General features: G+C 41.4%; 17 protein-coding genes. 10 read left to right on the top strand and 7 right to left on the bottom strand.

Annotation, left to right across the window (positions count from 1 at the left end; genetic code table 11):
* The first annotated feature begins 101 nt into the window (after window positions 1–101).
* Both FLL46_RS15480 and FLL46_RS15475 read left to right on the top strand, forming a co-directional pair.
* Entirely contained in the window at window positions 102–2,942 is a 2,841-nt protein-coding gene (locus FLL46_RS15480; protein WP_142932231.1) for a response regulator, read from the top strand.
* Between the two features lie 207 nt (window positions 2,943–3,149).
* Window positions 3,150–3,815: a hypothetical protein gene (locus tag FLL46_RS15475; RefSeq protein WP_142932230.1), complete on the top strand. Its 666-nt coding sequence runs from the start codon at window positions 3,150–3,152 to the stop codon at window positions 3,813–3,815.
* A 184-nt stretch (window positions 3,816–3,999) separates the two neighbouring features.
* Here the strand turns inward: FLL46_RS15475 and FLL46_RS15470 are convergent, their stop codons facing one another.
* On the bottom strand, window positions 4,000–5,403 hold the full coding sequence (locus tag FLL46_RS15470; protein ID WP_142932229.1) for a pectin acetylesterase-family hydrolase: 1,404 nt from the start codon (window positions 5,401–5,403) through the stop codon (window positions 4,000–4,002).
* 311 nt (window positions 5,404–5,714) lie between these two features.
* On the opposite strand from FLL46_RS15470, the gene FLL46_RS27855 reads away from it, so the two are divergent.
* The 4 genes from FLL46_RS27855 to FLL46_RS15455 all read left to right on the top strand — a co-directional run bounded on the left by FLL46_RS27855 (window position 5,715) and on the right by FLL46_RS15455 (window position 12,441).
* Complete coding sequence (locus tag FLL46_RS27855; protein ID WP_281281971.1) at window positions 5,715–5,840, top strand: hypothetical protein; 126 nt, start codon at window positions 5,715–5,717, stop codon at window positions 5,838–5,840.
* A gap of 414 nt (window positions 5,841–6,254) precedes the next feature.
* Entirely contained in the window at window positions 6,255–8,099 is a 1,845-nt protein-coding gene (gene ilvB / locus FLL46_RS15465) for a biosynthetic-type acetolactate synthase large subunit (RefSeq protein ID WP_142932228.1), read from the top strand.
* Window positions 8,099–8,599, top strand: a complete 501-nt coding sequence (ilvN, locus tag FLL46_RS15460; protein WP_142932227.1) for an acetolactate synthase small subunit — start codon at window positions 8,099–8,101, stop codon at window positions 8,597–8,599. Before ilvB ends, ilvN begins: the two co-directional genes overlap by 1 nt.
* Window positions 8,600–8,724: 125 nt before the next feature.
* The gene (locus tag FLL46_RS15455) at window positions 8,725–12,441 is read left to right on the top strand and encodes a sensor histidine kinase (RefSeq protein WP_142932226.1); all 3,717 of its coding nucleotides are present in this window, start codon (window positions 8,725–8,727) and stop codon (window positions 12,439–12,441) included.
* Between the two features lie 34 nt (window positions 12,442–12,475).
* Here FLL46_RS15455 and FLL46_RS15450 read toward each other — a convergent pair whose 3' ends face one another.
* On the bottom strand, window positions 12,476–14,332 hold the full coding sequence (locus FLL46_RS15450) for a monovalent cation:proton antiporter-2 (CPA2) family protein (protein ID WP_142932225.1): 1,857 nt from the start codon (window positions 14,330–14,332) through the stop codon (window positions 12,476–12,478).
* 334 nt (window positions 14,333–14,666) lie between these two features.
* Window positions 14,667–16,766 carry a S8 family serine peptidase gene (locus tag FLL46_RS15445; RefSeq protein WP_142932224.1) on the bottom strand — a complete coding sequence of 700 codons (2,100 nt, stop codon included), beginning with the start codon at window positions 16,764–16,766 and terminating at the stop codon, window positions 14,667–14,669.
* Window positions 16,767–17,295: 529 nt separating this feature from the next.
* Between FLL46_RS15445 and FLL46_RS15440 the strand changes: the two genes are divergently transcribed.
* Entirely contained in the window at window positions 17,296–17,781 is a 486-nt protein-coding gene (locus tag FLL46_RS15440; protein ID WP_142932223.1) for an NUDIX hydrolase, read from the top strand.
* A 224-nt stretch (window positions 17,782–18,005) separates the two neighbouring features.
* Window positions 18,006–18,842 carry a delta-class carbonic anhydrase gene (locus tag FLL46_RS15435; RefSeq protein ID WP_142932222.1) on the top strand — a complete coding sequence of 279 codons (837 nt, stop codon included), beginning with the start codon at window positions 18,006–18,008 and terminating at the stop codon, window positions 18,840–18,842.
* 167 nt (window positions 18,843–19,009) lie between these two features.
* Here the strand turns inward: FLL46_RS15435 and FLL46_RS15430 are convergent, their stop codons facing one another.
* From FLL46_RS15430 to FLL46_RS15420, 3 genes are all read right to left on the bottom strand, one after another.
* Window positions 19,010–19,651 (bottom strand): hypothetical protein, encoded by a 642-nt coding sequence (locus FLL46_RS15430; RefSeq protein ID WP_142932221.1) that lies wholly within the window; start codon window positions 19,649–19,651, stop codon window positions 19,010–19,012.
* Window positions 19,652–20,143, bottom strand: a complete 492-nt coding sequence (locus FLL46_RS15425) for an RNA polymerase sigma factor (protein ID WP_142932220.1) — start codon at window positions 20,141–20,143, stop codon at window positions 19,652–19,654.
* A gap of 279 nt (window positions 20,144–20,422) precedes the next feature.
* Complete coding sequence (locus FLL46_RS15420) at window positions 20,423–21,055, bottom strand: hypothetical protein (protein WP_142932219.1); 633 nt, start codon at window positions 21,053–21,055, stop codon at window positions 20,423–20,425.
* Between the two features lie 610 nt (window positions 21,056–21,665).
* On the opposite strand from FLL46_RS15420, the gene FLL46_RS15415 reads away from it, so the two are divergent.
* Window positions 21,666–24,158, top strand: coding sequence for a DUF3108 domain-containing protein (locus FLL46_RS15415; protein ID WP_142932218.1), 2,493 nt, complete (start codon window positions 21,666–21,668; stop codon window positions 24,156–24,158).
* A gap of 63 nt (window positions 24,159–24,221) precedes the next feature.
* Here FLL46_RS15415 and FLL46_RS15410 read toward each other — a convergent pair whose 3' ends face one another.
* Window positions 24,222–24,704 carry a cupin domain-containing protein gene (locus FLL46_RS15410; RefSeq protein ID WP_142932217.1) on the bottom strand — a complete coding sequence of 161 codons (483 nt, stop codon included), beginning with the start codon at window positions 24,702–24,704 and terminating at the stop codon, window positions 24,222–24,224.
* A gap of 265 nt (window positions 24,705–24,969) precedes the next feature.
* Here FLL46_RS15410 and FLL46_RS15405 point away from each other — a divergent pair, with 265 nt between their 5' ends.
* Entirely contained in the window at window positions 24,970–25,983 is a 1,014-nt protein-coding gene (locus tag FLL46_RS15405) for a transporter (RefSeq protein ID WP_142932216.1), read from the top strand.
* The last annotated feature ends 52 nt before the right edge of the window (window positions 25,984–26,035 follow it).

Genomic DNA, 26,035 nt, shown 5'->3' with positions numbered 1-26,035 from the left:
GAGATGATTTAGGGCAAGGAGGAGGAAACTCTTTTTTAGCTTTTTTGAGCTATACTAGTCACTTAGCCAACCAAACTTCATCACTGTTTACCAAGAGTTTTATGAACAAACAAGAATTAATTGATGCCAGGCGATTATCTGTCATTAAACTAAAAAGCAGCCTGGTTAATTTAATTCTTGTGATATTCAGTATTGTCGCGATTCCGGCGTTAATCGGTTCGTTATTACGAATTCGAGATCTTGGCTATCTACCGATTATGACGGTTCATATTCTGGTTGTCACTGCCATTATTAGTACGACACTTTTCAGAAAAAAAATTCCACTCCCGTTACGCGCAGGTATGATTATGGGTGCATTCCTAATTGTTGGTATTGCGGGAACTTTTAAATTTGGTTTAACTGGAAACGGCATTCCTTTTTTGCTCGGTTCAGTCATCATATCCACGATTTTGTTCGGCAAGCGAGCAGGATTTGTGTTTTTCTGTATTTCTCTGATGATAATCTTAACCATGTTATTTTTGGTGTCGACAGAAAAAATTACTTTTCAGACAGACTTCAATTTATACAATATGGCCTGGTCTTCCTGGTTAGCATTTGCTCTCTCTTTCTGTTTCTTAGCGGCCATTTTTATCGTCGTGCTTGGACGGTTTAATCAGTTTTTCTTTGAGCTTGTTGAAAATCTTGAAAAGCATGTTGCAACTAGTGTTAAAGAATTGAAATTGGCGAATCAGGCCAAGTCTGAGTTTCTTGCAAACATGTCTCATGAAATCAGAACGCCGATGAACGGTGTACTTGGCATGCTACGATTATTGTTAAAAACTGAGCTGACAGACACCCAAAGACATAAAGCTAGTTTAGCTAAATCCAGTGCACAATCATTGCTTGCTTTAATTAACGATATTTTGGATTTTTCTAAAGTTGAAGCTGGAAAAATGGAACTTGAAGTGATTAGTTTCGACCTGGTTAAAATGTTAGGGGAACTTGCAGAGGCGATGGCACTAAGAGCTGAAGACAAAGGCGTTGTGTTGGTTGCTGATTTAACGGAAATTAAAGTATCAAAAGTAAAAGGAGATCCTAACCGGTTACGTCAGATTCTAACCAACCTTATCGGCAATGCCGTGAAGTTTACCTCGGAAGGCCAAGTGGTTATCCGTGCTAGTCTTGATAGCTTGAAAGAAGAAAGTTTGCTGTTCAGTTGTGTTGTAATTGATACCGGAGTAGGGATTGAGGCTGACAAAGTTGAAACATTATTTGACGCTTTTACCCAGGTGGATGCATCAACGACTCGGGAGTTTGGGGGTACCGGGTTAGGGTTATCAATTAGTAATAAACTATGCGAGCTAATGGGCGGAGAAATTCACGTCAACAGCCAACCAGGACGCGGCAGCCAATTTGAATTTTCAGTAGAGCTTTATGCCAGTGAAGATGCAATACCATTAATTCCTGAAGAGAATATTACTAAGTTAAAAATTTTGGTTGTTGACGAAAATTTGGATAGTCGGGAAGTGATTTGTAAGCAATTAAGAAATTGGGGAGCGCAAGCATTCGGTGCAAAAAGTAGTCGTGAGGCGCTTAACTTATGTAAACAACATTCTCTTCCAGCTAAAACAAGTGCAATAACGGATTGTGACACTAGTAAACCGTTTGACGCAGCTTTTATCAGCATGGGCTTATCCTCGGTTAACGGCATTGAACTTGGCGAACTGATGATGGCTGAACAGAATAATAAACCGATGAAGATGGTTATTATGACCGATCTGGCTCATTCATATAATTCAAAGTATTTTTCTGATCGAGGTTATTGTTATCACTTTCCCAAGCCGGCTGTAACTGGATCATTATTGAGTGCGACCAATGCAATTATTAATCTCACTAACGTGGTAGCAAGTTCTGTCGAAAAAAATATTGAAAGCGAAGACATTAGTGGTAGTACGCCGCAATCAGCCGCTCAACAAGTTGTTAGTGATAGCGATGAAAATTTAGATCAAACTCAATTAGCGGCGGTTAAGCAAACTAAAGCAAAAATACTAGTTGTTGAGGATAACTTTGTTAATCAACAAGTTGTTTTAGGAATGTTAGATGAGTTTGGGTTGAGTTCAGATATTGCTGAAAATGGCGCTCACGCGCTAAGTTTACTTAGTTCTGCTAGCCGGGTGGATTTTTACCAATTAGTTCTGATGGATTGCCAGATGCCTGAAATGGATGGTTATCAGGCGAGCCAGTTAATTCGCTCAGGTGATGGGGGCGAACAAGGCAAAGATATCGTTATTGTTGCAATGACCGCTAATGCAATGGAAGGTGACAAGCAGAAATGCCTGCAAGCTGGCATGAATGACTATTTATCCAAACCATTAGAGCCGAGCCGCTTATTAGCTACTTTACATTACTGGTTATGTACACCGGCGGAGCAACGAGAAAGCATAGAAAGCAGTATGGAACGATTTAGTGCTAAACAAATGGAGAGCAAAATGGGCAGCAAGGAACAGCAGGAGTCTTTACAAATATTCAATAACGAACCTCTCGAAGAGTACAAGGGGTTAAAAGCTGATGATGAATATCGAGACGATAGTGAGCCAAAACTCAAAAAAGCAAACGGTGTCTGGGACAAACAGAGCGCATTAAAAAGAGTATTGGGAAAGGAAAATATACTTCAAGTTTTATTGGCCTCTTACATTAAGGAAGCGCCTAAGTATTTAGAGAAATTAAGTTTAGCAGTCAGTGAAGAAGATGATAAGAATGTCTCGTTTTTTGCCCACACGATAAAAGGTCTTTCGGGAAATGTTGGCGGAATCAAGGTAAGTTCTATTTCTGAGGAAATTGAACATTTGGCAAAGGCGCAAAAAAGTGATTCTTATACAAAAAAAATGCCTCACCTGGAACAGGCTTGCCTGCAATTACAAAGTCAAATTGAACTCTTTTTATCTGGCTCAGAGATAAAGTAGTTGCCAGTTTTTTTGATCTTGAATATCGAATAATACCCCTCGCTCAAATTCGCCAAAAAAGATTGCAGATTTTTACTTGTATGATAGGGTGGTTGTTAATTATTAACCCGACACTAATTTGATTGATACACGGGGTGGCACTTTTTAATTTCACTCGAGTAGTTGTAATTCTCTTGAAATAACCTTCGTTAAACCGGTGAGAATACGATGCAAAAAAAAACTCAAAAGAAAACCCTTGTTGTGACGGCTGTTTTTGCTGTCCTGGGGATTGGATATTGGCAATTTAATCAAAAGCCTACAGAGCCAACAGTTGTCAACAAAGGCACAATAAACAAAGACGCTGCTGCGCTAGCTAATCTTTCTAAGCTGGATGGTAAAGAAAACAGTATTAGTTCGTTGAACGAATTGAGTTTAGATAATCAAAAACTGATTGATGCCTATCAAGATTATCAGTCACTTTTTCACACAAGAGATCGGTTTCGTCAGTTTTTTGAAGACGCAGAACAACTGGATGACGTGACTAAACAAAATCAGTTTGCTGAGTTAAACCAGGAAGTCGAACTGCTCGAAAAGCAGAAGAAAATTTCTAATGCAGAGAGTTTGATGATGAAGTTGGCACTACTCAAACACGCGCCAGACTCGGCTCAAGCAAAAGAAATTGGCCAAGTACTTATCGATGAGTATAAAGCGATCGCTGCTGAAAGAGAAAGAAAATTTCGCGATAATCCCAGTCCTCAATTTAAAACCTATAAACAGAAGGAAAAAGAGATTGTTAAAGAGGTGATGGAAATGGATGTTTATCCTGATGGATTAACTCGCGAGCAATACCTTGCACAGCGATTGGCTGAGCTTCGAAAGCAGGTATATCGATAGCAACTATTTGAATTAAAAACTGCTCTTTCTTAACTTAATTGAGTGGGAGTAAATTTGATCACAATATTTATTTTGCAGGTTGGGTTGGCGTAACCCAACCTGCAAATATCAGACAGCTTATCCAAAATTCATTAGAGTGCTATGTTGAATTAGTTCAGACCAAATGTGACATTAATAATCGGCTTTATAAAAGCTGATCGAGTAGCCAGTAAAGGAAGTTGAATCCTTTCTCATAGTCGCTCACTGTATCTTCTTCTGAAGCTTGCATCACCGGACCTGAACCATTCATGAGATTATTAACAAAGTCATCAAGCTCTAAACCATCTTCCTGAATTTCAGAGTTGTTGAATTCAATAATGGTAGTACAGTGACTTTCGTTGACATCTCGAAAGTAAGGGAAAAAGTAACCCCAGTTATCGTAGCTCTCTAACTCCGCAATCAAGTTATTGGTGTCCTTGTGCCAACGCTGATGAATTTTTTGTTCCTTTAATTCCTGATTAGTTTCATTCGCAATGTCATCATAAAAGCGCTCATAAGAATAGGACGAGTAGTTCAGATCTTGCCAGAAATGGGTTTGACCCATGCGGTCATTAGGATAATGTTCTGCCAGACCGCGATAAAGTGTCCCCATATCATTGGTATCCAGCGCCATTAATTCGTTACTCAAATAAGGAATTGGACCATTGCCATTTTGGTCGAGTCCCCAGGCATCGCGAATTTTGTTGTGAAGAAGAATTGATGGATAGTCGTCAGTATTTCCATCTTTTGGTGCGGGGTAAACAGGCCCTGAATCTTCTAACAAAAAGCCTTTAGTGGGTTCCATGTCACGACGGATCGGGTGATAGTTCGCCAGAGTTCCAGTGCTACCTGCGCTACAGCCGGAAACTAACATTTGGGCTGGTCTTTGCAAATTGTTTTTTAGCCAGGCGATAACCGCCCGCATGTTTTTAACGCCATTGTGATGCCATACCAGTGGTTCATTTTCGCCGCTGGGATCTTCATAGAGTGCGACTTTATCCCCGGTATAAGTATCACCGGTGCAGTATGGAACATAAACCATATTCCAGTTTTGGCTTTTTACTGAAGTCCATGGATGTAGTCGAAACACTAATGGGCTTACCAGGCTAGAGCCGGGATTGAGCAGGCTCATATAGTCGTCGGGAATACCATTAGGATTACGAGCGCCGCGGATCCCTGTTTGACCAGTGCAGCTTTCGTAGTCCCAACAGGCGCCGCCGCCTTCCATATAAATTATTGTGTTACTACTGTGAGCAACTCGATTAACAAAAAACTTGTAAGGTGATCCATTACCACAAGTTGCGCCCGTGCCGGCATCCAACTGAATCGTTTGCCATGATAAGTAAGCGCCCGGCGAGAATCCGTCTTCAAAGTTACCCGCGTTAGATAACAACGGATATTGGCTTGCGTTAGCTTGTTGTTCGGTTACTGGGTTATCTGCCTTTGGTGGGGAAAACAGGTGAACCAGCGTTTGCCAGAAAGAATAGTCCCCAAGTTCTGCAAAGACATTGAATGAAGTGGATAGTAATCCGATAGCGATAATTGATTTAAAGGTTGTTCGTGATTTCAATGTTGTTTCCTCCTAAGTCGAAAGCTTTCGTGGTATTTCATTTTCAACTTCGGGTGTGCTTTTTTTGTTTTTGCACACCAACCTGCTAGCGGTACAACGCAGACAACCGGTTTGTTAACAGGGGATTTAAGGCTAGACCTCTGTCCAGTGAGGTGCAATCATTTACTAAACTTTTGATTTTTATAGTAAATTGAGATTTTAGTAGGGGATTAATAATCCGGTGTTTTACAAATTATTAAGTGGTAAAAACGTACCAGATAACAATGGGTTAAGCTTTGTACAAAAAATGGTTAGAAGTGTCACTGTTGCAAATGAAAGAAAAAGCAGGTTGTTGCGGTGCAGTACAAAAATCGAAGCGTATATCAGGCAATTTTGCTTCGATTAATCATCCTTCAGATGATTGTCAAATCCAGGTATTTTCTCCTTATAGCTTTTAGTTACTTGACCTTATTCGGCAAGCTAGCCACAATCCAATGCAATTGATATGGCTTTCAGTGCCTTAATTCCGTAGCGTAAACTTGTTGTTAGGAGTTGCTGGGGGATCGAAGATATTCACTGAAAGGCATTAAGTTTATCTACACGTTTAAGTCGGTAACAGATTGGAAATTATGCAAAAACTAGTCATTGTCAAACTCCTCGTCGTCGTGGTGAACCTCTGTTCTCTGCGGGGATTTGAGTTGGCTGGATGAATAGCAACTAATTCAAAAACCCTCGCTTCGCAAGAACCGAGGGTTTTTTTATGGACTGAATTATCGACTGGACTTTATTGATTGAAAATTTGTGGTGGTTTGGCAAATGCGCCAATTTTTAAATTTGTTTTACAAGATTTTGACTGATAACCGAGGATCAAAATGATTTCTACACATAAGCAAGAGGCCGTTTCGCTGCAGCGAGAAAAGCTCGCGCCAAAAAACACGACTTCGGAAAAGGCCGCGTTTTCAAACGTGGTGGAAAATGTGGATAATCAAGCTCGCTATTCTGGGGCAGAGTTGGTTATCAAAGCGCTTAAAGATTTGAACGTCAAACATATTTTCGGCTATCCGGGCGGCTCAGTGTTAGATATTTATGATGCTTTATCGCGACAAAATGATATACAACATATCCTGGTTCGACACGAGCAAGCGGCGACTCATATGGCAGACGGCTACAGTCGCAGTACTAATGAAGTAGGCGTGGTTCTGGTGACTTCCGGGCCTGGTGCGACTAACTGCGTAACAGGTATTGCCACGGCTTATATGGATTCAATTCCAATGGTTGTGTTATCCGGGCAGGTACCAACGAATCTAATCGGCGATGATGCATTTCAGGAAACAGATATGTTGGGTTGTTCACGCCCTATCGTTAAGCATAGTTATAGTTGCCGCAACTCAGAAGAAATTCCGGCAACTATTGCCAAAGCGTTTCACCTGGCCAGATCAGGCAGGCCGGGCCCTGTGGTGGTCGATTTGCCGAAAGATAAACTGAGCGCTGCTGAAAAACACGCTTATCATATGCCGAAGCAAATTAAGATCCGTTCGTATAACCCGAACACCAAAGGACACCCTAAACAAATTAAAAAAGTGACAGAAGCGCTAGCCAATGCGAAACGACCTGTAATCTATGCGGGTGGCGGCGTTATTCTATCCGAGGCCTCTGAGTTGTTGCTTGAGTTGACGGAAAAACTGAATGCGCCGGTAGCCAGCACTTTGATGGGGTTAGGTGGAATTTCGGGAACCCATCAGAATTTTGTCGGCATGCTTGGTTTGCATGGTACTTATGAAGCCAACAAGACAATGGCCAATGCCGATGTCATTTTGGCGTTGGGTGCGCGTTTTGATGACCGGGTTACTAACAACACCAGTAAGTTTTGTCCAGATGCAACAATTATTCATGTTGATATTGATCCGACGTCCATTTCAAAAAATATTCATGCTCATATTCCTGTAGTTGGTTCAATAGAAATCGTACTTGAGCAGCTGCTCGCAAGTCTTAACAAGAACGGCGTTTTTGAAAGTCAGCGGCAGAACCCTCAGGCTAATCAATCGTGGTGGGAGCAAATTCAAGGTTGGCGAAATCGAGCCTGTTTGAGTTATCAAAAAAGTGAGAACACGATTAAGTCTCAGCAGGTGATCCAATCGATTTACCGAGCGTCGGGTGGAGAGGCATTTGTGACCAGCGATGTTGGTCAGCATCAGATGTTCGCCGCTTTGTATTTTCCTTTTCAGCGGCCGAAACAATGGATCAATTCAGGAGGGCTTGGAACCATGGGATTTGGCCTGCCTGCGGCAATGGGAGTTAAGCTAGCGCACCCGGACGCCGATGTGGTGTGTATTACCGGCGACGGCTCAATTCAAATGAACATTCAGGAACTTTCCACCTGCCTTCAATATAACTTACCGGTAAAAATTATTTTGCTGAATAACAAAAATCTTGGAATGGTAAAGCAGTTACAGGATATTAATTATGAAGGGCGCCATTCCAATGTGTATATGGATTCGCTGCCCGATTTTGTCGCGCTGGCACAAGCATACGGCCACGTGGGTATTAAAGTGACATCGCCAGATGAATTGGACGCTGCTATTGATAAAACGCTGGCAATGAAAGATCGCTTAGTACTATTAAATATTGAAGTAGAAGAACATGAGCATGTTTACCCTATGCAAAAGAAATTTGGCGCAATTGATGATATGTGGCTTTCCAAAGGAGTAGACGCCTGATGCAACAGACTATTTTATCCATTCTATTGGAAAACGAACCTGGTTCTTTATCACGTATCGTCGGTCTTTTTTCTCAGCGAGCTTTTAATATTGAAAGTCTGACTGTTGCGCCGACAGAGGATAAAAGTCTGTCGCGAATTACCATTGCGACTAACGGCGATCACAAAGTCATTGAACAAATCACCAAACAGGTTAACAAGTTGGTAGACGTGTTGAGAATATCGGAACTGACAGATATTTCGCATATTGAAAGAGAGTTGATGTTTGTGAAACTCAACGCAAAAACGCCTGATTCTCGTGAAGAAATTGTGCGCACAGCGAATATTTTCAGAGGTCAGATAGTCGATAGCACTAATCAGCTTTATACCGTTCAACTAACCGGTAAAAAGGATAAGCTCAACGCGTTTATCCGTTCGATCAAAAAGCAAAGCGACATTATTGAAATTGTTCGATCGGGTTGTGTTGCTATTGCTCGCGGCGAAAAAGCACTGGTCCCTTGAGCTGTTAATTAGTGTTGTAGCGATTTCGGCTTTGCCTGAGCCGCTAGCGGGCTAACAGAACATCTCCAGAATTGACTAAATTCATCTATACTTAGTGAAGAAAGTTAGTTACTGGGCAAAGAAACATGATTAAGTCGTTGATTCGCATGTTTTGTGTAGCCCTGTTGTTTGTGAGTTTTATTGTTGAAAGTGTGCTTGCAAGCAATAACAATCTACGATTTAGTCGCTATTCTCTCGAGCAAGGATTATCACAGGCAACCGTGACTTGTATGCTCCAGGATTACCAGGGGTTTTTATGGATTTGCACTCAAGATGGTCTTAATCGGTTTGATGGCTACACATTTAAAGTTTTTTCATTTGATTCAGAAAATCAACACTCGTTAACGTCAAGCTATATTGAAGCTCTCTACGAAGATGAAAATGGTGTTCTCTGGATAGGGACAAGCAAAGGACTTAACCGATTCGATCGACAGAAAGAACGATTTGAAAACTTTGAATTATCCAGGGAAAGGCGAGATTATGTGGGTAGCCAATTCATCCGCATAATTTATCCGGCGGACAAAAATAAGCTGTGGATTGGAACCCACAATGGCCTATTTTTATTCGACACAACCGATCATACAACACAACTTTATTTGCCGGATTCGAATAGTCCGGGTTCTAGTTCAACCAATAGCATTCAAGCAATATTGGCCGATCAACAAGGTCGACTTTGGGTTGGTGCAGAAGCTGGCCTGATGTTATTTGATACGACAAAAGGCTCTTTCTCCCGGTTCGAATATGAGAATCTTGGAAAAAGTTTCACCTTCGATAAGTCGGTCACCTCGATCGTTCAACACCCGCAAGGTGGTATCTGGATTGGAACCTACAACAGTGGTTTATATCGACTGAACCCTGTGACAAACGCCGTTCAAAACTTTCGAGCAGACAATCGAAATTCACGTAGTCTGAGTCATGACCGCGTGCGTGCCTTACACATTAGCCAATCTGGAGAACTTTGGATTGGAACCCGTGGTGGAGTCAGTCTTTACGATAGTACCAACGAAAGCTTTTTGCGCTACCAACATAATCCTACTCAAAAGTACAGTTTAAGTAACGATAGCGTCTGGTCCATTTCTGAAGATAACAGTGGCGGGATCTGGTTTGGCACTGGAGACGGTGCAAATCGAGTTAACATGGAAACTCGTCAGTTTGGTCATCAAAGTCAGTCGTATTCAATTAACCCACGTATCACTGAATTAAACGGCGTTAATCAAAACAAAACGAACTCAACTATTGTCAATTCAAGTATTTCGGGACTGAATAGTATCAGCCATAAACGCATTCGTTCTTTGTTCAAAACTCGGTCGAATGTTTTATGGGTGGGGGTTGATAATGGATTAAATCGTTTTGATCCCGCCACTGAAAAATATACTCACTATTTCCATGAGTCAGAAAACAGTTCATCAATTAGCCGTGGTATGGTGATGTCAATTCTGGTTGATAGTCAGGGCCAAATCTGGGCAGGCACTTACGATGGGGGAGTTAACTTATACAGCGAAGAAAAAAAGGCTTTTAAACATTATCAGCATATCAAATCTGATCCGAACAGTCTTAGCAGTAACCGAATTTACTCCATCAAGGAAGATTTTCAAGGAAAGCTCTGGATTGGAACCGTTGATGGGTTAAATCGATTTGATCCCGAGCTTGAAACTTTCGAAATTTTTAGAAATAAACCAAATGATCCTCACTCAATTAGTGACAATGGTATTTACTCGACGCTTCAGGGAAAGTCGGGGGATATCTGGGTGGCAACTCGTAACGGTGGGCTGAATCGACTGAATTTGAAAACCGGGAAATTTCAGCGGTTTTCCCATGATCCCAATAACAAAAAGACGGTCAGCCATAGTCGTATTTTTGCTTTATACCAAGATGATACAGGAGTCCTCTGGCTGGGAACAAAAAATGGTTTAGATAAGCATGTTCCCGGTAGCGGCGTTTTTACATCCTATAACAAAAAGCATGGCCTCGCTAACGAAACGGTTTATGCTGTAGCCGGCGACAGTGAAGGATTTATCTGGGTGAGCACCAATCATGGTCTGGCACGATTTGATCCGAAAAGAGAATCATTTGATGTTTACGGCGAAAGCCGCGGCGCTCAGTCAAACGAATTTAATAACGGCGCTTTTTTTAAAGCCGAAGATGGAGAATTATTTTTTGGCGGTATCAATGGTTTCAATCGATTTTATCCTGAAACAATAAAAAATAATGTCTTTCCACCTAAACTCGCCATTACTCAATTGTTGTTATTCAACAGGCCGACCAGGCCGGCAATAGGAAATAATGATTCGCCTCTGGTGAATGCAATGACAGAAACACGCTCAGTGACTCTGGACTACAAGGACTATGTTTTTGCTTTGGAGTTGTCGGCTATTCATTTTAATAGCCCGTTTCAAAATCGTTACCTCTACCAGTTAGAAGGGTTTGATCGGGGCTGGATTGAAACTGATGCAAAAAATCGGCGGGCAACTTACACTAATTTGCCTTCAGGCTCATACACGTTTCGATTTAAAGCCAGTAATGCTGACGGTGTCTGGAGTCTTCACTCTAAAGATATCGAACTCCATGTTCAACCAGCGCCCTGGAGAACATGGTGGGCTTACTCGCTTTATGTGATCATTTTTTCCCTGATACTGGGAAGTTTTATTCGGGTAAAGTTGCAACAGTTAGCTGTTGAGCGGCGTACCGCCCGCGCGATCGCATTAAGCCAAAAACGCCTGTCGACAGCGCTCTGGGGAAGCCGCAGTGAAATGTGGGAATGGAATATGAAAATTGGCAATGTTGAACGCGAAAACCTGCTGCCGGATATTATCAAGTTAACGGGCCCTGCTAAGTCGCCGAGTGATTTTGTAGAACTTATTCATGAAGATGATAGAACTTCCTTCGTTTGTGCACTTGAAGAGCATTTGCAAGGAAAGAGTGATTTTCTTGAAACCTCTTATCGACTAAAAACGAAAACAGAAGACTGGCGCTGGATTCTTGATCGCGGGCAAATTGTCGAAAGAGATCATAATGGAAACCCCGTGGTTATGTGTGGGATATTGGTTGACATTAGCCAACTGAAAGCGTCGGAGTTAAGTCGAGTTCAGTCTATTCGCAAACTGGTGACTGGCGTCGCTCACGAAATTAATACGCCGTTAGGTATCAGCATTACTGCTATTTCCCTGGTGAATGATGAAGTTAAAAATATCTATGAATCGCCTGAACTTAACGCAAAAGGTTTAACCGGGGATCAACTTGAAGAAAGTGTTGGCGACGGCGGGCGACTGGTTGCGAGAAACCTGATTAAGATTTCTCAATTGATTACAGAATTTAAGAAAGTTGCCGAGTTTTCAGGAACCCGTGTGTACGCTTTTAATCTGGCGGAAGTTTTACAAGATTGTAAAGAACAGGTTAGCTGTTACGAGCTACCATTAGAGCTCGACATACAAATAAATTGTTCGAACAAAATATTAGTTTTGGGAGAGCCATTAATTGTAAAACAGGTTTTAGAAATATTATTTGATAACAGTATTGAACACGGCTTTCAGAATCGTTCTTCCGGCACTGTCTCAATCGATGCGCAAACTCAACAGGGGAAAGTGATAGTGACTTTCTCTGACTCTGGTTGTGGTATGCAAACACATGAACTTGAACAAGCCTTTGAGCCCTTTTTCACAACCAAGAGAATTGATCGTCATATGGGGCTCGGATTGCACACCGCTTATGCGTTGGTCGTTAATGAATTGCAGGGAGCAATCACAATAACCGACAATAATAACGGAGATGGCGTTTCCGTTATTATTGAATTGAAGTCAGCCTAGCTGAGATGCTCACTTGAGGTTAATCACTGGATATTCAAACCTGCTTTACATCCTCTTTATTTTTACCTTCTAATTCAGCATGGCAAGTGTTTAACGATTCTTGTCCTTTTAAATCCGATTGCAACACTTGTTTGAGATCTTCTATACGCTGACGAACGGCGACGCCGTAACTTTTATCGTCACCCCATAAAGACGATAGCATGTTGAGAGTTTCATCATCATGTTGCGCAAATAGCTCGCCCGCGCGCTTGGCAACTTCTTCGTCGTGGCCTAGCAGCTTTAAAGCGTCGATACCAAGATTTAGCGCAGAATCAAAAGTCTCTCTGACAAAACCATCGATTTCCAGGCGAAGTAGTTCGTAAGCATGGCGCCGGTCAATTGCTCTGGCGATTATTTTCATCTGAGGGAAATTTGTTTTAGCGACTTTAATGATGTCCAGAGTTTTATCCGGCTCGTCTACTGCGATAACTAACAGTTGTGCTTCATCGGCTCCCGCTGCCTTTAATAAGTCTTTGCGAGACGCATCGCCGTAAAAAACTTCATTTCCGAACCTGCGTAGAAGATCGATTTGGCTCGGACTATGATCAAGAATAGTCAGGTTGTAACCTTGAGCACTGAGTAATCGGCCGATGATTTGGCCAAATCGCCCATAGCCCGCAATGATAACGCTACGAGTCGGTTCAATTTCCTGTGAATAGTCTTTAGCGGTCGGCCTGTCTGATTGACTGAAAAACCACTCGTGGATAATGAGTAGTAGAGGTGAAATCAGCATAGATAAAGCGACCACAAGATTAATCGTGTTACCTAAGTCGAATGTATAAACGCCAGTTTGGTTACCTAGTGATACTAGTACAAAAGCAAACTCGCCGCCTTGTGCCAGCGCAAATGCAAACAGAGTTCCCTGGGCGCGGTTAAAACGAAAAAGGTGGGCAAGAAAACCTAGAATCGCAATTTTTAAAACGACTAATGAGAACACCGATAACGCGATCGTTAACGGATTTTCAAACAATAAGTTAAAATCAATACTAGCGCCAACGGTGATAAAAAATAGGCCGAGCAGCAACCCTTTGAACGGCTCGATATCAATTTCCATTTCGTGTCGAAATTCACTATCCGCCAAAACCACACCTGCCAGGAAAGTTCCCAGCGCAGGAGAGAGTCCTATTGCTTGCATCAGCAGCGCAATAGCAACAACTAGCAGCAAGGCGAACGCGGTGAAAATTTCGCGCAGGTGAGTCTCTGCAATATATCTGAATACGGGCGCCGAAAGATATTTACCGCCAAAAATTATTGCGGATATTGTGAGTAAGGTGATTCCTATTTGAGCCCATACAGGAAAGCTGCTGACTAATGATTTGTGGTCAACTTCGGCTGCCAGGTCTGGTGATATAGCGAGTAGCGGAAACAACGCGACAATTGGGATCACTGCGATGTCTTGAAACAGCAATACAGAAAAGGCGTTGTTTCCCGCTTCGCTTTTTAACTGTCCTCTTTCTGATAATGATTGGATCACAATTGCTGTCGAGGATAGTGCAATCGTTAAACCAATTGCTAGTCCTGTTTTCCAGTGATTGTCTGAAATCGCCACTAAAATTAGCGTGATAATCAATGCTGTCAGGGTAACTTGCATGCCGCCTAAACCGAGTATCGGTTTGCGTAGTTCCCATAAGCGACTGGGGCGGAGTTCTAGTCCAATCAGAAAGAGCATCATCACAACACCAAATTCTGCAAAGTGCATGACGTCTGATTGATCATCAATAAGATTGAGCAGGTAAGGACCAATTAACACGCCTGCAATCAGGTAGCCCAGCACTGAACCAAGGCCAAGGCGTTTTGCGACAGGAACCGAAATAACGGCTGCACATAGATAAATCAAAGCACTCGTTAGCATAATAATGGAATTCCTTGTTGAAAGTATCGCGTTAAAAAAGAGATAGCTGATTTTGGGCTTCGTGAATACTTATTGTCAATAATCGTTCATACATAGATTATTGACTGCGATAACTGAACTTATCACTATCTCAGGCTATTTAATTTTAGTTCATTATTCTGTGACCAGGAATGGTGCTTGAAAATAAGTTAATTTTGGTATTTGAGCGTGGCTAAATCTTTGGGAGAGCTCTCCACTGCGGTCGAGATGACAATGGGTGGAGGCTATCAATAGAATACGTATTTCGATTTAGCCTGACTGCCATCTCCGCCGGCGTGGTGGAGCTCCTGTCAATTCAAACAAGCGCCTTAATTGATAAAGACCATTTATTGAGTGTGCCAGTATCCCAGCCAACACTGTCGATCACGCGTAATGACCAGTCTCCTTCAATTGCCTCTCCGACTAACGAAGTTAATGCCGAAGTTGTTTCCATTGAGTAGGTTTCTTTAATATCATCTCGCCAACGCCCGGTATTGCCATGAAGTAATACGCTGGTGCCGGATGGTGCATTTAGTAACACTCGTAAGTCACCGCGATAAGTGTGATCAATATCAACCGCGACTGAAATGGCTTCGAGTATGCCGACTTCATCGATGTTAATATCACTACTAATTCCAAGCAGCGAATTGTCGGGAATATCAATTGCAGTTTCGTTTCCTCCGGGAATAGTTTTTGACACTGGTTTGGGTCTCGCTTTTTCTACTGCTTTTAGCGCATCAACTTTCCCGTGGCCGAACCAATGGCTCCAGGTTCCATGCTCACTTCCGATGTCATGAAAGTCGCCATCTGCTACGGGAGAAATATCCCAGGTTGGGTGGCGGTCATAACTGGCTGGCGGTGTTCTATCATAAGGCGTCATATCCAGTTCTTTGGAGGCGGTGGTATTGAGTATTTCAATCACTTCTAGTGCAGTTAATTCAGGGTTGGCAGAAATAACCATTGCAGCAATTCCGGCAACTAAAGGGGTCGCACTAGAAGTTCCACCAAAATCGTTTCGGATCGAACTGTTACTGGTTCCTTTGACGGTGGTAATTCCTAATCCTTCTACTTCGTCGCGATAATAAGTGTGGCTGTTGTTACTTGGCGCACAAAGACTGACGCCTTCTCCATAATTAGAGTAGTGACTGCGTCTCGCAGTACTAGCTAGTGCAGCAATATACATGACACCTTCGAGGCTACTCAGGTTGTGTCGAAAAGTTTTTGATGTTCTCGGCTTTGCCCAATACCAACGACCAAAACGATTTCGCCGCCAGCCCATTGTGTATGGAATATTTTTATTGCCCTGATAATTAACCGGACAGTTTTCATTACCGGCAGCCCACAGAAAAACAATACCTTTGTCGCGACGTCCGCCATCTTTTGAGAGCTTTTTTATTTTATTTTTAACCATGGTGCCAACATTACCATTGGGCGTGCTACCCCAGGAATTTGAAAGAACATCAATTTTGTCAGCAACGTAATCTAACATTTTACGAATGCGATAATCGCCGATATAAAGACTCGATCCTTGTGAAGGCCATTTGATCGGTAGCAACCTACATGCAGGAGCTGCGCCGACTGTTAACTCTCCATCAACTTCTCCTGCAATAACGCCGGCGCAAGCTGTGCCGTGGTTGGCTCCCAGTTCGTACATGTTGTGAGGATCGGCGCCTAGTGTTTGATCTGTATTGAGGGTATAACCTTCAAAATATCCCCATCCCGCGAATTTATTTTCGCTGTTAAAGTCTCGGTGAAATAAATTGCATCCGTCGTCTGTCACGCCAACTACAACGCTATTATTTCCATAGCTTTGTAAATACTCCCAAGCCTCAGCACATCGGCTTGAAGAACGAGGATCAAACTCGTTATGCTGAGTGTCCTGGTGCAAATGCCATTGTTTGTGATAAGCCGAGTCGGTGGGAAAGGCATGGTTCTTATTCTGGATCTCGTAGTTCAAATCGTTTTCGGCTAACGTCACAATATCTTTATGTTTTTCGCTCAGCGCGACAACCAGTTTTACCGGGTTCATTCCAGTGGCGTCAGTGAGTTGATAAAGGTATTCTCCGTCGCCAAAATTTTCAATCAGTAGCAACCCATATTGATTTGCCAATTCGCTAATTTGTTTTTTACTGACTTTATCGTTGAATTGAATGTACACACGGTCAGTGATCAAGAAGTTGTCGTCATCTTCAGTGGCATAGGCATGATGGGTTGGCGCCAGCAATCGACATTGTTGCATGCTTTGTTCCAGATCATTAGAAACGACATTTAAACGTGAGGATAAAGTTGATAGTTGTTCGGCGTTGTTCAGTCCAAGGTGAGAAAGTTCTTCGGGCAAAGCCCTGACGATAAATTCGTCTTCCTTTTTAACGAGTGGAAGTTTTACGCCTTCTCTATAAGTGTAAGATTTAGTCATTGTATCTTCCTTTGTTTCGATTAATCGAATATCAATTAATTCCGCGATTAATCATGGATTAGTGCTATCAAAACCAAAGTAAGGAAGTTTTGTATTTTAGAGTTACAGTTTATTGATTAACTCTCGGTCACTTGCTGTTCAGCCGAATTTCTCTTTAGGTAGTCAATTGATTCAAAAAGTATCCTGGCAAGTGCAATAACTTTCATAAAGCAAAAATCCTTCTTTCCAGAGCTCTGGTCATATTTGATAACCAAATATCGCAGTCGGGGAAACACAGATGGGGCGGGAATACTTAACGAGCCTCAAGTCAATCCCTTGTCTCGAACTTTTAATATATCTCAATAATCGAAAATCTTCAAGAATTGAAGCGTAAGAGGAGAAAACATGAGAGCATGGAAATTAGCAACTTAAAACGGAGATTACTGCGCTAAGAACAGTTAAACTGGCCAGGTGGTTAGTGCATCATTTAAATTAGTCTCATGAAAAGTTCTCAATATGAGTTTTATAAAGGTTTACGTTCAGGTGTGTGATGATTAAATTTGACTTGCAAAATAATTGTTTTAATTTTCGAAGTGTTGCGGTGCTTATTGTCAAAGAGCATATACTTGTTCATCAAGCTGTTGGTGATGATTTCTGGGCACTTCCTGGTGGACGTGTTGAGTTTTTTGAAAACTCTGATGACACGCTTGTTCGGGAAATGAAAGAAGAGTCGGGAGTGTTCTGTCAAGTTTCTAGACCACTTTGGTATGTTGAGAATTTCTTCGAATATGGTAATAAAAAGTATCACGAGATAGCCACTTATTATCTGGCAGAAATTATGGATTGTCACAATATTCAATTTGAGCAAGCGTTTGATGGGATTGAGTCTGGCCTGAATCTGAAATATAAATGGGTCGCTCTTAGTCGTATCAGTGAAATTAATCTAAAGCCGGAGTTTCTAAAATCCAGATTGTTCGAATTACCTGCTTCGATTGACTTTGTTCAAATAAATGAAATAAAGAACGAAGAACAATAACATTGTTGTTCAATAGCTTCGACTGAAAATGCTTAACTAGAATTTTTTTTCCAAGCTTATTGATGGACTATTAAATTGTTAACCAAGTATGCTATCCGAATACTCTTTTAAATTATACTAATGAAAATTTTGAGAGATTTCCGTGACATCGAAATTAAAACTTAATCAAAACCATAACGAGAATAATTGTTCAATTTAATTCACAAAAAAGATAGGCAAATACAATGAGATTAGTTTATAAAACCAACAAATACATTTATGCTGCGATACTCTCCTGTTCTTTTTCTTCGTTTGTTATCGCAAATGATAGTGGAAACGAAACCGCCATGGATAAAGGTGCTGTTTGTGAAGGATTTGGTCCGCAAGCGCCAAGAGATATTGATAGTGTAACAGGGGAGAATAAACGACTTTTTTCCTTAGCACCAAGTTATTCCAAGATGAATTTGTGCAATATCCATTTCCATAATAATGCAGAACATAAAGCGAAAGATTTTTCAATTTATGCCGGCGAAGGCAACCATGGTCATGGTGGCGGATATCAGTGTAGTAGCAGTCAGTCACTTTCTAAGAAAGAACTTCAGGCACCTGAAGGGGATGTTTGTAATGGATTAAAGCCTGGCGATACGATTGAGGTTCACTGGGTTCATTCTTCTTGTGATGTAAAGCCGGGGAAGGGGTTAGGTTCTTGTCTTTCCGAAAGTTGTGCTAATCCTGATTTACGTGTAGAGACTCAAGTGTTCGTGGTCGTCAATGATCCCTCTGCGCTTGATTTTAGCGATTTTGCGTATGACGGTAATGTTGTGGATGGTTTACATCAAGCCAAAGCTTTGCCAGTAAAGACTGGCAAGCCGGTCGAATTTTTAGGTTCAACTACTGGTCCTAAATATACAGAACAAAAATGTTCACCGCTTCAGGTTTCATGGAGCGTTCGTCCTCAGTGCGCGAAAATTAATATTAATACTCTAGGGAAGTGGTGTAAGGGAAATGTGTTTAAGGAAGATCATGCTCATGGTGTCAGAAAACTGGTAACTAATCCGAAGTTGCTTTCTAAGATTAAATAACTTGAATACCAAAATATACTTTTAGAAGCGGAGAGTCCTGTTTATTTGTTCGCTATGATGTTTTGCGGGAATAAAGAAAGCGCTGTAAAACATTATTGAAAATAAACAGGATGCGCAAACTGCCAACTTTTTATTAATACTATTCTCGTCGTTATATCGAAAAATAGCTATCGCCGCAATTCTTCCATTTCTGCAATTAAATCATCTAGTTTTTTAAAAGACGACCCATAAACAACATCTAAGTCTATTCTATATAAAGCGCCTCCAAAATAAGTTAATACCGCAGTGATAAAAGCAATCCCCAATGTGAAAAACCATGGAATTCCGAAAAGGTGGTAGATGTCAGGGTTCTCAACCACTATTGCATTAATGATAGCCTGGGCGTCATTGGAAAACATAAATCTTATTGCTATGCCAAGAAAAAGAAGTGGGTAGAAATAAGTATAAGCTTTAGCATAAGCTGCTATGGCCTCTTTTCTCCAATTAGAAAAGGCTTTCAGATATTCATAGCTATTCGTATTTTTATCAAGCTTCTCTAGCTTTTTCATACCATCTCTACCGACAGCAAGAAGTGCCATTAACAAGAAAAATATAAATGCGCCTAAATAGGGCAAGCCGAAAATAGCTGATGCAACCAAAATTATGATGCCACCGGCAATAATTGCCTGGCGATTGATGGTAAACATGCGGTGGAACTTATCAACGATATTTTGGGATTTTTGATTATACAAATCGTTAATTTTAGGAGCGACAAGTGCGTCACTATTAATGAAGCCTTCCTTCCAGATAGTCTCAATTGATTTTTCCATTTATTTTTCCTCAGAATCTAAAATTTTAAATAGACGTTCTTTGATTCTCTTAATCCGAACGCCAATGTTATTTGGATTGGTGCCAATTATTTGGGCAATTTCCTGGTATGATTTTTCTTCCAGGTAGAGCAAAATGACAGCTCGATCGATTTCCGATAGTTGTCTGATAGCAACGTAAAGTTGATTGATAGACTCATCATCAAAGGCTTGGCAATGCTCTGCTGCCTCAGGCGGTAATGAATCGGAAGTAAAATGATGTGGATCGTTTTTCCTTTTCTTTAAGTAGGTTAAACAGACATTTAAAGATATTCGATAAATCCAGGTTGACCATTCAGATTTCCCTTGAAAACTGTCTCTACTACGCCAGATTTGCAAACACACCTCTTGATAATAATCTTCAAAGTCAGTTTGATTATCGGTGTAGGCTCTGCAAATCTTAATGATTATCGCGGCAAAGGGTAAAATTGATGCTGTGTAAAAATCACTCCCCATACTAACTATTTAATCCACTCATTTTTGGTATTTAACTGGTTAGTGGCTGATATCTTAAATTATTACACGCTATTGGAAATTTTTTTGAGTTTTTGAAGCAGGCAAGCTGCAGGTGCCTGATAGTGGGCTTTCAGGAGTGGTTGGTTGAGTCGGTACGCTAGTTCCAGGAGCTTCACTGAGTTGGTGAAAAAGTAAAGCAGTGAAAACTTAAGAAAAGGAAACAAGACTGAGGTTTGGTCAGCCTTGCCTCCGACTTTCAGAGAAAGCGTTACATCAAAACTAGTGTTCAAAGTGGATGTCATAGCCGGCGTTGTAATAACCAGTAGACATCACTTGTATGCATTGCTCGTGATTATCGGTCACCAACCATTGATTTCCAGGGTAACCATTTTGTTTAAGGCGCTCGCCTGGTTGAAGTGTCGCATAATGCATTCTTTCGCCAGAATAGGTTAACCAGAAGACTTTGGCAGGAACGCTTTCTTTGTTATGAAAATCGATACTATAAACCTCGTCAATAGTTTCAGCCAGGGAAGCTTGTTCATAGGCACAATATTTTTCACGAACAAAAATATTTTTAGATGCCTTATACGAGGCACCAGGGTAACCCCAGGCTGCGCTAATTTGATGAGCACCCAAATCGAGGTCAACGGTAATACTTTTACCTGTTCCCAAGTATCCATTTTCGTTTGAATACCAGTTTAGCCGATGAGAAAAATCTAATGGATTTCCGTTATTGTATCCGCCGCCATAGCCATGAAAAGTAACGCTAGTTCCATCTTGTTCAACGTCGGTTATCAGAACGCATACGTCGCTTGAACCCGGTGCGCCTATCGGGCATCCATTCGCTCGACTATCAGAAATTGAAAATAGAATTAGCATTATTGCAATTGAAATATGTGCAAGTTTAGTCATGATTTATCTCCACTTTTTAGTGTGTATTATCGATTAGTTGTTAAGCAAAATATTGTTAATGTAAATGCAACTGACAGGCTTAAATCTGTAGCCTTCAATCGAATTTACGGCGCGACTTTATCACTAAAAAATTTCGAAAATATAACTATTTTTTACTTGTTCTTTTATTGAGATGCGAAAATATTTGCCGAGCCAATAGTGCTATTTTTTATAATATTTTTTTGTCGATTGATTTTTGGTTAAAGCGTTTTTTAAAGTGTTTTTTGTCGGACTTAAAATTCGGTTACGCCGTTTTTATTGCATGAAACGATTAGGTATTTGAAAATTGTTATAAGTTAATCTGTTTATCAGATGGAGATATTGAGCTCGGTTAGATATGCGGGCTGATGCGATTTACCACAAGCAATACGCCTTATCAGCATCAACCGCCTTAGATTTTTCTTACAAGTTAAACTTGTCACTATTATTGCACTGAACATATAATGCGCAGCGCTAAGATTTGTGTAATTGCAAGAGGCTTTAAGCAAATCGACAGTCGAAATGGTGTAAATCTGGGCTTATAACCAGAGTGCAATTTGAATAAGATTAAGTAGTTTTAGGGGATTAAAGAATGTTTGGCTTGAAAATGGGCTCGTATTTTGTAGCTTTTTTCTTAATGGTAGCGCTGTCAGCATGTGGTGGCGGTGGTGGTGGCGATAGTACGCCTGTGGGGAATGGAGGCACAGGCACTGGTGTTCAAAAATATCATCTTGCTGCTTTTCCGATTAACCAGAGTTACCGATGGGAATACACTTCTACCGGCAGTTCGACTTATTTTCTCACTTCACAAAATATTGGCGGTCAGACTCTTTCGCCGCTGCTTCACCCATCAGGTGTGAAAGAGTACTTTTATGCAAACAACCAGTCGTTGATCTATAAAGGAGTTTATTTTCCTTCTATCAGCGTTTCAGGCGCGGGCACATTTTCTACCAATATTATATTAAATGATGAGGTGATCTTATTTTCTGAAAACTGGCAGAAAGGTCAAACATTCAATTACAGCGGCAAAGGGGAAGTGAACATTTCCCCAACTTATGGCAAAAGGTCTATCGACTATACCGGCGCCGTCAGCTATTTAGGCCGAGAGAAAATAAACACGCCTTATAAAGAATTTGATGCTCACCGGCTGGCGATTCGTTTAAATTACACCACTACGATTGATGGCCAAAAGATTACGATTGATCAGTCAATGGAATTGTGGCTCGCTGATTGGTATGGAATAGTCGCCAGATCTGAAAACGGCTATACCTACTATCTTGAAAATATCGCGAATATGCCAGATCAAATTACCTTTAACGCGACTGCGGGAACGTCGCTTGAGCTAGACCCGGTAGTGGTGACGGTTAATGGCAATAATACCAACTTGGCTAATAGTAATACCGTTGTTGAATACGATTCAGCTGAGGTTGACTGGTTGAGTTTTTCTGTTGATTCAAGCACTGGTTATCTTCAAGTAACTCCCAATATCGAAGGGCTGGCGCCAGGTGAGTATTCTGCGACATTATTAGTCACAGATAGTGAAGGGTTTACCACGCCTGTGGTTGTCACATTTGTTGTCGAGGTACCGACACTAACGACTCCTGAGTCTCTGGACATAGATGTCAATGCACAAACCACTGAGGAAGAACTCAGTTTAGAGTTCGAAATGGCGCATACTGGCGAGTTGCTGGATTGGACCATTCAAACGGACTCGCCCTGGGTATCGGCAATAGCAGTGAGCAATAGTGTAGAGTCGGGAGCGGTGGCCAGCCTGCAGGTTAATAAAGCTGCGCTTGAATCGTTAACCAACGGTGAGCATATCGCCGAGGTGAGCGTGACCTATAGTGGACAGTATGTAGAGGAAACTACGGTAACATTTCCTTTTGAAATGTCGTTCCAGCTGCCCACAATCAAATCACTTTTTCCATATGTGGTTTACGAAAATGAAGACGTTACGACCAAATTATTCGGAGAAAATCTGCTCGGCGCTGAGTTAACCCTAGATGGTTCTGTAATTTCAGAAAAAGACAATGAACAAGACACGGTTTTAGGTTTTAAGGTGCCTCAATTAGCCCTTGGTGAATATGAGGTCCGTTTGTCAAACAATCTTAATCTAGAACGGGGAACGAAGAATCTTGTAATCAGAAGTCGGCCGCAAATAAGCACTGGTGTGTTTCCTATTTCGGGAACGCCGAGAGCAATCGAATATGACCCGGAACGCCATGTTTTTTACCTGGTGATGGGCGGAAGTTTGGTAGTGTTAACCAACGATGGTAATAGTTGGACCGAGCAGGTGCTCAGGAGTAATGCGCATACACTAACACTGACCACTGATGGCGAAGAATTATTGGTCACCACAACAGCTTGTGAGGTTGTTCATTATGATGCTAATACACTTAGTGTTTTAGAAACCACCAGTAACAGTGATTGTTATGTGGAAGATCGTGGCCTCATTCATGCTTTTGATGATGGTTCAATGTTAGTTGGCGATACAAATCAGTGGCCTAATCTTTGGGCATACCCAAGCTATGAGTCGGTTTCTGGCCCCTCTATTCACTCGCCTCTTTCAATATTGAGCAGGGATAGAAGTCGAATGATTTATGCTGGTCAGCCGACGATAACTGGCTCTCGTGATATGTATTTTTATGATTCTTCTACCAAAGAGTTTACCAAGATCAACTCACAGGACCCTGATACTCACTATGTACCTGACATGATTGGTATTAGCGCCCATGGTGAAAGAATGGTTCATAGAACATACGTTTACGATCAAAACCTGTCATTTATTGGCAACTTGCAAGGCGCGAGCGTTCACAGCCTGGATAATGCAATTGTTTCCAATCGTGGAGATAAAGCGATTCTTTTTTCATACAGTACGACTTCGCTAAGTATCTATGATATAGCTGGCGAATCAGGTCCATTTCTAAAACAAAGAGATATTCCGTTATCGAAAACAGTTTTAACATCTGTTGGAGATATGTGGTTGACCGATGATGACAAGACGCTGCTAGTTTTCGGACTCAGGTATAACGGTTCCAGCCAGCCTTTTTCTTATAATCTGGTTACTATTAATTTAGATGAGTAAAAGTTAAAGAATGTCAGTTAGCCATCCCTCTGGATATTTATCCGGAGGGATGGCAAATTCGAGCTATTTCTTTTTTCCTGCTATTGGTTCGTCAATATTGTTGATATCAACTAAATTCCACTTCAGTCCTTTGTTTCGATAGAGGCGTTTGTTCAGCTTCGGGTAATCAGCAACATCGTGTTCAAGTCTTTGACCGACCACAATACATCTTAAAATAGAATCTCCAATATTTTTTAGTTTGTGTGCTTCACCACCTGCGCGATAGCCAATAAAATCTCCTGCAGCTACCGTGTGATCTTCGTTACCGATAGTCGCTGTGGCTATTCCTTCCAGAATGTAAACACATTCTTCTTCGTGATAGTGCTTGTGTAACTCGGTTGACTCGAAACCTGGTTCAATTTCGATAATGTGAAAGCCAATATTTGCAAGGCCGACCAAATCGCCCAGAGATTTATTTTTTCGCCGAGCATTACTATTAAGAAAGTGTGTTTTCTTGAGACCGTCAATGGCTTCAATTTCGTTTTTGGTGATTAGATATTTTTCCATGTCGTGGTACCCGAATAATTTTAAGCTGAGTAACGTGTTATGAACTCTCAATGAGATAGTTGTCTCAAAGATAACTCATAAATAATATTTTTAACAAGTCATGTATACCTGGGTTATTCACATCAGTTCCAGATAAAAATAACTGCGACATTTCGTCGCATACCATTTGATTCACCAGTTATCTAAACTAGCCTCCTATTCAATATTTTTTTATTGTCGCGAGCATTGTGACAATTTATTTCGTTTAGTTTAACTGAGAAGAAAAATGAAAAAATCAAAACATGTGCTGGTAGCAATTGCTGCAGCAACTCTGTCGTCTACTTCATACGCACATGACTCTTCAACACAAGATAGTTTAACGCAAAAATTATCAAGACCCGACAGCCACGCGCCGCTTGGTGTCATGGCTGATCATTTACATAATGAAGGTGAATGGATGTTTTCTTATCGCTATATGCGAATGGAAATGTCCGGCAATCGTAGTGGAACAGACCGAGTCTCAACTAGCGATGTACTTAATAACTATATGGTTGCGCCTCTGGATATGCCGATGGATATGCATATGCTGGGCACGATGTATGCGCCAAGTAATGATCTAACATTAATGTTAATGCTACCTTACTTATCTAGTGAGATGGATCATCTTACGCGTATGGGGATGAATTTCACAACGAAAACCAGCGGTATCGGCGATATTAAATTTTCAGCGCTTAACCGCCTGTGGAAAGAGGATGACAATAATGCCCATTGGGAGATAGGTCTGTCATTGCCAACAGGCGAAATTGATGAAAGGGGAAATACACCTGCCGGTAATATTCAATTACCTTATCCAATGCAGTTGGGTTCTGGTACTTATGACGCGATTCTTGGTTTCACTTACAATCAGTACGCTGATACCTGGTCATCAGGTGTTCAGGCGCGGGGAATATTTCGTTTGGGAGAAAACGATAATGATTATACCGTGGGTGATAAAATTACTCTGTCGGGGTGGACAGCCAAAAAATTCAATCAACATTGGAGCGGTTCGTTAAGACTTTCTTATGTGAGCCAGAGTGATTATGACGGCGCAGATCCGAGTCTTAATCCAATGATGGTTCCAACAGCTAATACAGATTTACGTGGCGGAGAAAAATTATTTGCTGGTCTTGGTATGAATTTTATAGCAAATAGCGGTCACCGACTGGCGCTTGAGTGGGAAACACCACTTTGGCAAGACCTTGATGGCCCTCAACTGGAAATTGATTCCCAGGTGACTTTAGGGTGGCAATACGCTTTTTAGCTAACTCAGCATTATCCAGATAAGATCGATGTTACTGCAGGTGGCTCAGGGA

Source organism: Aliikangiella coralliicola (assembly GCF_007004725.1).
Classification (GTDB): Bacteria; Pseudomonadota; Gammaproteobacteria; order Enterobacterales; family Kangiellaceae; genus Aliikangiella; species Aliikangiella coralliicola.
This window is presented reverse-complemented; position numbering and strand designations above follow the sequence as displayed.